This is a genomic window from Carnobacterium gallinarum DSM 4847, from assembly GCF_000744375.1.
GTDB classification, from domain to species: Bacteria; Bacillota; Bacilli; order Lactobacillales; family Carnobacteriaceae; genus Carnobacterium; species Carnobacterium gallinarum.
The window spans coordinates 2,395,704-2,405,121 of record NZ_JQLU01000005.1 but is presented as its reverse complement, the minus strand read 5'-3'; the positions used below and the strand labels follow the sequence as shown (position 1 = coordinate 2,405,121).

Sequence of the window (9,418 nt, the reverse complement as noted above, 5' to 3'; positions counted from 1 at the left end):
AATCACATTCATGAAAATAAAACTAGAAAGAAAAGAAAAACGAAATAAAGTCAAAAAAGTTCCTACAATAAAAGTCGGAACGCATAAAAAAACAACAACAGCATTATGGATTTTACTTTTAACAAGTATTACTTTTGGCGTTTATAAAAACTTTACAGCCATCGATCAACATACGACTCATGAAAAAGAAGTCACTGAACAACGAGTCATTGATACCAATAAAATCGAAAGCTTCAGTCGAAACTTCATTACGGTTTTCTATTCTTGGGAACATAATCAAAAAGCATTAGATCAACGAACTGAAAAATTAAAAGATTATCTCACAGAAGAGTTACAAGTCCTAAATACAGACATGGTGAGGACTGACATTCCTACAAACTCTACAGTTGAATCCATTCAATTTTGGGATATTAAGCCAATCGATAAAAATAACTTTGATGTTTTATTTTCTGTTACTCAAACTATTACCGAACAAAATAAAAAGAAAGTCGTTGATTCTGCTTATACTCTTACTGTTCATTTGGATGATAAAGGAAATATGGTTATTGTTAAAAATCCAACGGTTAGCTCAATTCCTGCTAAATCAAATTATAAGCCAAAAGCTAATGATAGTGACGGAACGGTAGATGCCAAAACAACAGATGAAATAGATTCATTCTTAAAAACATTCTTTAAACTTTATCCTAAAGCAACTAAGAAAGAACTATCCTACTACGTTAATAATCATGCTTTAAAACCTATTAATAAAGAGTATCAATTTTTGGAACTAACTTCTTCTAATTATTCATTAGAGAATGATCAAGTCGCTACACAAGTATCAGTGAAATATCTTGATCCCGCAACAAAAACTACTCAAACTTCTGAATTTAATCTAATTTTACGAAAATCAGAAAATTGGATTATTACCAACTAGATAAGAATACTTATGTATGGGAGTTACTAGTAAGTCTAGAAGCTCTCATATGTATTAAAAATTTCAAATTTTTTCAAGTATAAAAAAAGCCCCTAAGCATCGATATTTCAATACCTAAAGACCACAGTTATAAATTTCTCAATTGAACTTTCCAGTTAAAAACATTATTGTCAAAACTTCATGTATTATAATATTTTTATCAGTGTAAAACAGATTCTTTATTATATTTCAAATCCGTCTTCAAACATATTTTGTATCGTAAATTGTCCATGATACCCACCTTGAACCTCTTGACCATTGACAAGCTTATAATTTTTCCCAAGAATATCCTTCATGTTCATTGATTTGTAGCATTCATGGGGCTCAAAGTTCATCAAATGAAAAATAAATTTTTCATCTGACAGTTCAAAAATAACTCCTTCATCCCAGTCCATTTTACCAGTTTCTAAACCTCCTAAACCCATTATATCCGTGCTATAATCTCTCTTAAGTAAATAAACTTGCCACTTTCCGTTATAAGTTTCAATTTTTTCATCTCTTAAAAAATTAATGAAATCAAACTTCCATCCCTTACATTCAGGGACTGATAAAAATTTAGCATATATAGCTTTAACAATTTTAAGTCTAGTCAAAATTTGAAAACCTTTTATTATTGTAGGATCTCCCTCATTATCAAAAAATTTCTTATAAGCTTCATCATACTTCCCAAAAAAAGTGTTACAAGATCTACATAGTGAACGTATTGTTCTACCTTTAGGATAAAGAGAGTATGATAACTCATTATCAAAATAATCTCCACTAATTTCTTCAATTGATTTCCCTTTATTTTGTGGGTCATAAATATGCTTATTAACTTCTCCTGACATCATTGAATCTATCATTTTACCAAAATCTAAAGCGACTATATCATCATTACCAGTACTTTTAGCAGGATAATGTTCTTCACTCATATTAGAATTATTAAAATATTCCTGACAGAGAACACATTGCTTTTTTTTCTTTCTTTTCAAAAAATCACCTCATGACTAAATTCAAACACTCTATCATAATAATGTTTATCATTCAAACTTAATGTTACTCTTTTAAAATTAAATACTTCCAGTTTCCATGCGTTTTATCTTTATTCTTCTATTAGTGAAATATTCTCTCTATGCATATAACTAGCAACTGATCCGTTCACTACTAACAAATCCTAGTAAAACAAGAACTTCTTTTTTCAATTGCACATTTCTTTTTATTTTTTCACGATTCTTATAGATGTATTCTTTCATCAAGTTTTCTACTAAATGAACCGTATTAACTTCTAAATCTTCATTCCATAAACTAGAGTTATTAGTTATCATTTCAGAAATCCATACTGACACATTTGTTTTAGCTCTTCGTTATCATTATACAAAGCGGCACATAACATTATTTACTGGGTAATTAACAAATAGTTTATCTGTTTTCTATATTTTGTAATAATTAACCCTACACATTCTATCAGTAAAATACCATAAATTAGTCAATTGGTAGATTCTTGTGGCTTACCAACTCTCAAAAGAATAGCATTATTTTATCTTCTTGTGGCACTATTAGTAGAATATCCCCATCATCAGAATTATTTAAATTTCACAATTTGATTTAGTACTTACGAAAAAAGCAAGGAAACTAGATAGTTATTAATTTTTAAAATAAATTAAAGAAGACCTGACATCGTTCTATCAGGTCTTCTTCTATTTAAATATTGGTTATTCTAATTAAACAATTCATTTAGTCCATCCATATAAATAATGAAGCTTCTTACTATTTAGCATAACCATTTCTTCTAATTCTAAGCAGTAATAGAGAAATTACTACCATAATCAGACCTAAAATAGAAACATTCATAGTGTCCAGTTCGCCCATTTGAGGTAGTGCTTGTTTGTCATTTTCTGCTTGATTATTAGTAGAAGTATTTTCATCATTATTATGATTCTCATTGCTGACATTTTCCTCGTCCGCAACTGCTTTTACAGTCACAATCGCTTTTGAGCTCGATCCATCATAATTATAAACAACTTCATAGGTACCCGCTTGATTGGTATTCACTTGACTAACATCTACTGTGAGCTCTTCAAAGTTAACTATATTTCCATCTTTATCTAAAGCATTATCAAAGTTATCTTCGGCTTTCCAAGTATCTCCTACATAAATAGCAGAGTCATGCACATTTATCACTGTTTGTTTATCTTTCACTGTAATCTGAATCGTGCTCATTACTCCATCATAACTATAAGATACTTTGTAAGTTCCAACTTTACTTGCATCTAGACTTTTTGTATTTAAAATTCTCGTATTCATTGATTCAATCGTTACTATAATGTCTGAAAATGATATTGTATTTCCATCTTTATCCAAAGCACTGTCAAAATTATCTTCGGCTTTCCAAGTATCTCCTACATAAATAGTAGAATCATGTACATTTATCACTGTTTGTTTATCTTTTACCGTAACTTTCGCATGACTTGTTAAACCACCATAACTGTACTTCACTTCGTAGATTCCAGCTTGATTGATATCGACTTGACTAGCATCTACTGTGAGCTTTTCAAAGTTAACTATATTTCCATCTTTATCCAAAGCACTGTCAAAGTTATCTTCAGCTTTCCAAGTATCTCCTACATAAATAGTAGAATCATGCACATTTATCACTGTTTGTTTATCTTTTACCGTAACTTTCGCATGACTTGTTAAACCACCATAACTGTACTTCACTTCGTAGGTTCCAGCTTGATTGATATCGACTTGACTAGCATCTACTGTGAGCTTTTCAAAGTTAACTATATTTCCATCTTTATCCAAAGCACTGTCAAAGTTATCTTCGGCTTTCCAAGTATCTCCTACATAAATAGTAGAATCATGTACATTTATCACTGTTTGTTTATCTTTTACCGTAACTTTCGCATGACTTGTTAAACCACCATAACTGTACTTCACTTCGTAGGTTCCAGCTTGATTGATATCGACTTGACTAGCATCTACTGTGAGCTTTTCAAAGTTAACTATATTTCCATCTTTATCCAAAGCACTGTCAAAGTTATCTTCGGCTTTCCAAGTATCTCCTACATAAATAGTAGAATCATGTACATTTATCACTGTTTGTTTATCTTTTACCGTAACTTTCGCATGACTTGTTAAACCACCATAACTGTACTTCACTTCGTAGGTTCCAGCTTGATTGATATCGACTTGACTAGCATCTACTGTGAGCTTTTCAAAGTTAACTATATTTCCATCTTTATCCAAAGCACTGTCAAAGTTATCTTCGGCTTTCCAAGTATCTCCTACATAAATAGTAGAATCATGTACATTTATCACTGTTTGTTTATCTTTTACCGTAACTTTCGCATGACTTGTTAAACCACCATAACTGTACTTCACTTCGTAGATTCCAGCTTGATTGATATCGACTTGACTAGCATCTACTGTGAGCTTTTCAAAGTTAACTATATTTCCATCTTTATCCAAAGCACTGTCAAAATTATCTTCGGCTTTCCAAGTATCTCCTACATAAATAGTAGAATCATGTACATTTATCACTGTTTGTTTATCTTTTACCGTAACTTTCGCATGACTTGTTAAACCACCATAACTGTACTTCACTTCGTAGGTTCCAGCTTGATTGATATCGACTTGACTAGCATCTACTGTAAGCTTTTCAAAGTTAACTATATTTCCATCTTTATCCAAAGCACTGTCAAAGTTATCTTCAGCTTTCCAAGTATCTCCTACATAAATAGTAGAATCATGCACATTTATCACTGTTTGTTTATCTTTTACCGTAACTTTCGCATGACTTGTTAAACCACCATAACTGTACTTCACTTCGTAGGTTCCAGCTTGATTGATATCGACTTGACTAGCATCTACTGTAATATCTGCAAAATCAAGAACATTGCCATCTTTGTCCTTAGCAGAAATAAAATTATCTTTCGCTTCCCATTTATCACCTATATAAATGGATGAATCAATCACCTCAATAACTTCTTGCGAAGTTGCCCAGTACCAATCTCCGTTCATGGTTGCACCATTATAATTAGTGGCTAACTCTAAAGAAGTGTAAAGAGTCCCAGATTGATTCTGCCACTTTCCAATATAAGTATTATCAATTGGTGGTGAGCCTAGCAAAGAATCTTTAAATACAAAATTTTCTCCTAATTTGATATGCTCAATTGGTGTTTGCCAAAAAATATCTGCCCCCATTTTTGCCTGTAAGGTATTAAAATTTGATATATTCAGTGATTTTATACCTGAATAGGAAAACATAGCGTACATATTAGTAAGATTAGATGTTTCAAAATTAGATAAATCAAGGGATGTTAAATTCTTCATTCCATAAAACATTTGTCCCATGTTTGTTACAGAGCTTGTATCAAAATCAGATAGATCAAGGGATGTCAAACTACTTGCATTATTAAACATCATTATCATATTTGACACTTTACTTGTGTCAAAACCCGATACATCAATTGAAGTTAACGCAGTCATACCAAAGAACATACGCTGCATATTAATTGTTTGACTAGTATCAAGATAGCTCAGATTTTCTATACTTTTAACTTTTCCCAAATCAAAAAATAGATTTTCTAAAGATCCACCTGATGTCACCTTTCCTTCAAAAATAATCGAGATAATTTGATTCTTATATGCATCAAATGGTGATCTATTATTTATCATAATAACGTTAGGTAATTGACCTCCATCAATACGCAAGGTTCCGTCTGCATCAATTTCCCAAGCAACAGAACCCAAATTACCAGATACAATTGTGTCAGCTAATAAACTTGATTTTCCATTTATATTTTCTTCTTGTAACACTGAATCCTGTTCATGTGCGTTTGTTGAAGATTCACTGGGAGATATTGTACTATTAGTTACTTCAACACTATTGGTTTGAATAACAGAATCCCTTACTATACTTTCATTTGACTCACTAGCTGAACTATTTTCAAGACTATCAGACGAACCTACTTTATTTGGAGTTTGATCCTCTTGTTCCTGTGTTTGCTCTGACTCAGTAGTCTCCGCAAATGCTTGCACAGTCCCTATTAAAGAAGAACTTACAAGCAGCATTACACTAAAAAGTGATAAAAATTTCTTTTTCATTTTTTCTCTCCTTTTCAAATTCATTAATAGCTTCACGCTTAAAAATTGTAAATTTAATAAATGGTTACTTTACACATCTATACTCACCAATCTTAAGTTCTTCGTATTTAAAATAAGTATACTCTTCCCCCCCCTCTTCTGCGACAAAGCGTCTTATTCGACCCCTCTAGACGTAATATCTTTATGTAAACTTCTGTAAATAAAAAAATGATAGCATGATATACATAACAAATCACCATTTATATATTGAATATTTTCATGTGCAATATAATGGACTAAAATTAGTTTATAATCGTTCTGTATCTTTTGTCTTTTCCTCGAGTTCATTAACTAGCAATCTTTAAAATTAGCTACAAAGACTTTGGCTTTTGGATGATATATACTAAAAATATTTTCTATATCTTTTTCCCCTGTGTCCATTGCTGCTATAATTTTAGAATTTAGAGTTAATTTTTCTTACGCAATTTCTAAGAAATACTCAGTCACATCTAACCAGTATTCATCTATGCGCTAATTAGTGAATACTCATGTCTCATTAATTTTATTATCCAGCACATAAACTTCTTTTTTGGTTAGAATTTCAACAGCCTCCTCTCGTATATATAAAGATATTGCAAGATAAGATTTAATGGAATCTTGATTAATGTTATCTGGTATGATACATATCCTATTGAATATCCCATTATTGGATATAATGCTTATGGAATACATTACTTCTTTTCATTCAAATTCGCACTAAATAGTTTTTTATCCTATTATTTAAAATTAAGTACCGTCATTACGAGATATTATATATATAATTAAGAAATAAAAAAAGACGTCCTTAAAGTAGGAACGCCTCATGTGTTAAAAACTACACCACTAATTTTACAGTAACTTCAAATTGTTTATCTTCATGCTCAACACGCATTTCACCATTATAGTCTTGAGAAATTTTTTGTATACTATTCAATCCAAAACCATGATTTTCAGTTTCCTTTTTTCTAGATATAATTCGTTCATTTTCCAAATATATAGTGCCATCAAAAGAATTGGCTATTTTGATGATGAGAAAACCAATCTGATAACTTATTTGAATTGCAATCCATTTTTTATCCTTTACATGATTTACTGCTTCAATAGCATTGTCAATTAAATTCCCTAAGATTGTTGATAAATCAAACGGTGCAATATCAATATCCTTTGGTACATTTATTTCGCAGGTAATGCCGATCCCTATATTTTCTAAATCTTGTAGTTTTAGATTAATGACATAATCAATGGTGATATTTCCTGATTCAGCATATATTTCCTCCAACATACTTAGACTGCTAAGTTTTTTTACTTGCTGAATCAATTCATCAGATCTGCCATTTTCAGCTAAATAAACGAGAGGTGATAACTTATTATTCAGATCATGGCGAACCGTTTTTTGTGATTCAAGCACTTGTTTCATTGTAAAAAGCTGTTGTTTATAATATTTATTTTTTTCATCTAACAATTTACTATCCACTTGAATGCTGATCATCTTTCCTATGGCTCTTCGTGTTAAAAAAATTAGAATATATGAAACTGGTAGTAAGGGAATAACTGCTGCCCAGTAGTAAAACGATAATTCAGTATAGGAATCTGTTAAAAGTAAAATCCATAAAGCATCCTTCATAGTAATAAATAGAAAAGTTGCCCAAAATATGGGCGGTAAGATATTCTTTCCTATATTCTCTCTTCTAAATCTCAAAATAACCAGTATAAGTGCTAAACTAATTAAACGAGCTATAGTGAAAACTAATATTGTATTTAATGCGTCCGACATAAGATTTGTCATATCTTGTTTACTAGCTGACGTACTCATCAATAGCATTGAAGCCATTCCTTCACCAATATTAATAACAGCTATGGCTATAATTGAAGACATTAAAACGTCTTTCCACTTTGAAAAAAAGAAGAATGAAACAATTAAACATAGTGTTGTAGAAACGACAACATTAATCCAAAAGTATTCAAATGAACTGAGAAAAGCCTGGATGAAAATCACTACAATCAAAATATAAACGAGCTTATTTTTTGATGTTCTCAAGTCAAGTCCATAATCCTGTGTAAAATACTATACAACGTTTCTATTGTTTCTTACTTGCTAAAATTTATATACTTTCTTGTAGAACTAATCCATTCTTCATGCAGGTCCATAAGAACTGCCCCAATCAATCGATTGGCTGAAGCATGATTTGGAAAGATTCGAATGATCTTTTCTCTTCTGCGAACCTCTTGGTTTAATCGTTCAAGAAGATTGGTACTTTTTAGTCGATTGTGGGAGTTACCTAGGACAGTATATTGAAAGGCATCTTCGAAGCCATTATCTAAGGTCTCGTAAGCTTTTGTGTATTTCTTTTGGTCGTAGTATTCTTCAACCAGACGATTTTTAGCTTCTCGTGCTAAATTAATATCCGTAAACTTGAAGATAGCTTTTACAGCTTCTCTAAAAGGTTTAGAATTCTTCTTAGGAATTGTTGTAAAGATATTTCTTAAGAAGTGAACTTGGCATCTCTGCCAACTTGCGTTGGTAAAGGATTTACGAATCGCAGATACTAAGCCTTTATGAGCGTCAGAAATAACGAGTTCTACACCTTGTAATCCTCTTTCTTTTAAGTATTCAAAGAAGTTAGACCATGTGTTATCACTCTCTTCATTTTGAATCATGAAGCCAATAATTTCACGATCGCCATCTTTGGTTATTCCAATCGCAATGTGACAACTCTTAGAAAGTACTCGATTATCTTCTCTAATCTTTATGTACAGGACATCAGTCATCAAGTAAGGATAGTTTATATCTGAAAGCGATCGATTTTGCCATTCATTGACCAGAGGGTCTAACTGTTCAGTCAGACTAGAAACAAAGGACTTAGAAACTGATTTACCACATAACTCCTCAACAATCTTAGAGACTTTACGTGTTGAAACGCCTGAAACATACATCTCAAGCATTGAAGCAAGCAGCGCCTTTTCATTTCGCTGATACCGCTCAAACACCGTCGGTGAAAACTCACCATCACGTGTTCTAGGTACTCTTAATTCAAGTGTACCAACGCGAGTCGTAAAGTCACGCTCGTAGTAGCCATTTCGTTGACTCTGACGACTTTCAGATCGTTCATAGTCATCAGCTTTAATGTATTCTGTTCGTTGGTTTTCCATCAACTGATTGAAAACTGTCGTTAAAATATTTTTAGACACATCATCTTTAACGGAATGTTCAATAATACTTTGAACCTCTTCGTTGTTCAGTGTAAAATGTACTTGGGTCATGTAAAGTCCTCCTGGGTATGTTTTTAATGGTTAAAAACATTGTACCGTAAAAGGGCTGTTACATGGCCTTTTAACTTTTACACAATTATATGGACTTTA

At 31.8% G+C, this 9,418-nt stretch carries 6 protein-coding genes; 1 reads left to right on the top strand and 5 read right to left on the bottom strand.

The genetic code is table 11. The features are described 5' to 3' along the window. The first annotated feature begins 10 nt into the window (after positions 1-10). A complete protein-coding gene (locus BR43_RS15985; protein WP_034563754.1) occupies positions 11-913 on the top strand; it encodes a conjugal transfer protein in 903 nt (300 codons plus the stop codon). Positions 914-1,134: 221 nt separating this feature from the next. Here BR43_RS15985 and BR43_RS15980 read toward each other — a convergent pair whose 3' ends face one another. From BR43_RS15980 to BR43_RS15960, 5 genes are all read right to left on the bottom strand, one after another. Beyond that, positions 1,135-1,923, bottom strand: a complete 789-nt coding sequence (locus BR43_RS15980) for a hypothetical protein (RefSeq protein WP_034563752.1) — start codon at positions 1,921-1,923, stop codon at positions 1,135-1,137. Between the two features lie 150 nt (positions 1,924-2,073). Continuing rightward, positions 2,074-2,277, bottom strand: a complete 204-nt coding sequence (locus BR43_RS15975; RefSeq protein WP_034563750.1) for a hypothetical protein — start codon at positions 2,275-2,277, stop codon at positions 2,074-2,076. A gap of 421 nt (positions 2,278-2,698) precedes the next feature. Beyond that, complete coding sequence (locus tag BR43_RS19705; protein WP_169741070.1) at positions 2,699-6,040, bottom strand: bacterial Ig-like domain-containing protein; 3,342 nt, start codon at positions 6,038-6,040, stop codon at positions 2,699-2,701. 853 nt (positions 6,041-6,893) lie between these two features. Continuing rightward, positions 6,894-8,054 carry a sensor histidine kinase gene (locus BR43_RS15965; protein WP_245617910.1) on the bottom strand — a complete coding sequence of 387 codons (1,161 nt, stop codon included), beginning with the start codon at positions 8,052-8,054 and terminating at the stop codon, positions 6,894-6,896. A gap of 92 nt (positions 8,055-8,146) precedes the next feature. Further along, positions 8,147-9,319: an IS256 family transposase gene (locus tag BR43_RS15960; RefSeq protein WP_034558139.1), complete on the bottom strand. Its 1,173-nt coding sequence runs from the start codon at positions 9,317-9,319 to the stop codon at positions 8,147-8,149. Between the last annotated feature and the right edge of the window lie 99 nt (positions 9,320-9,418).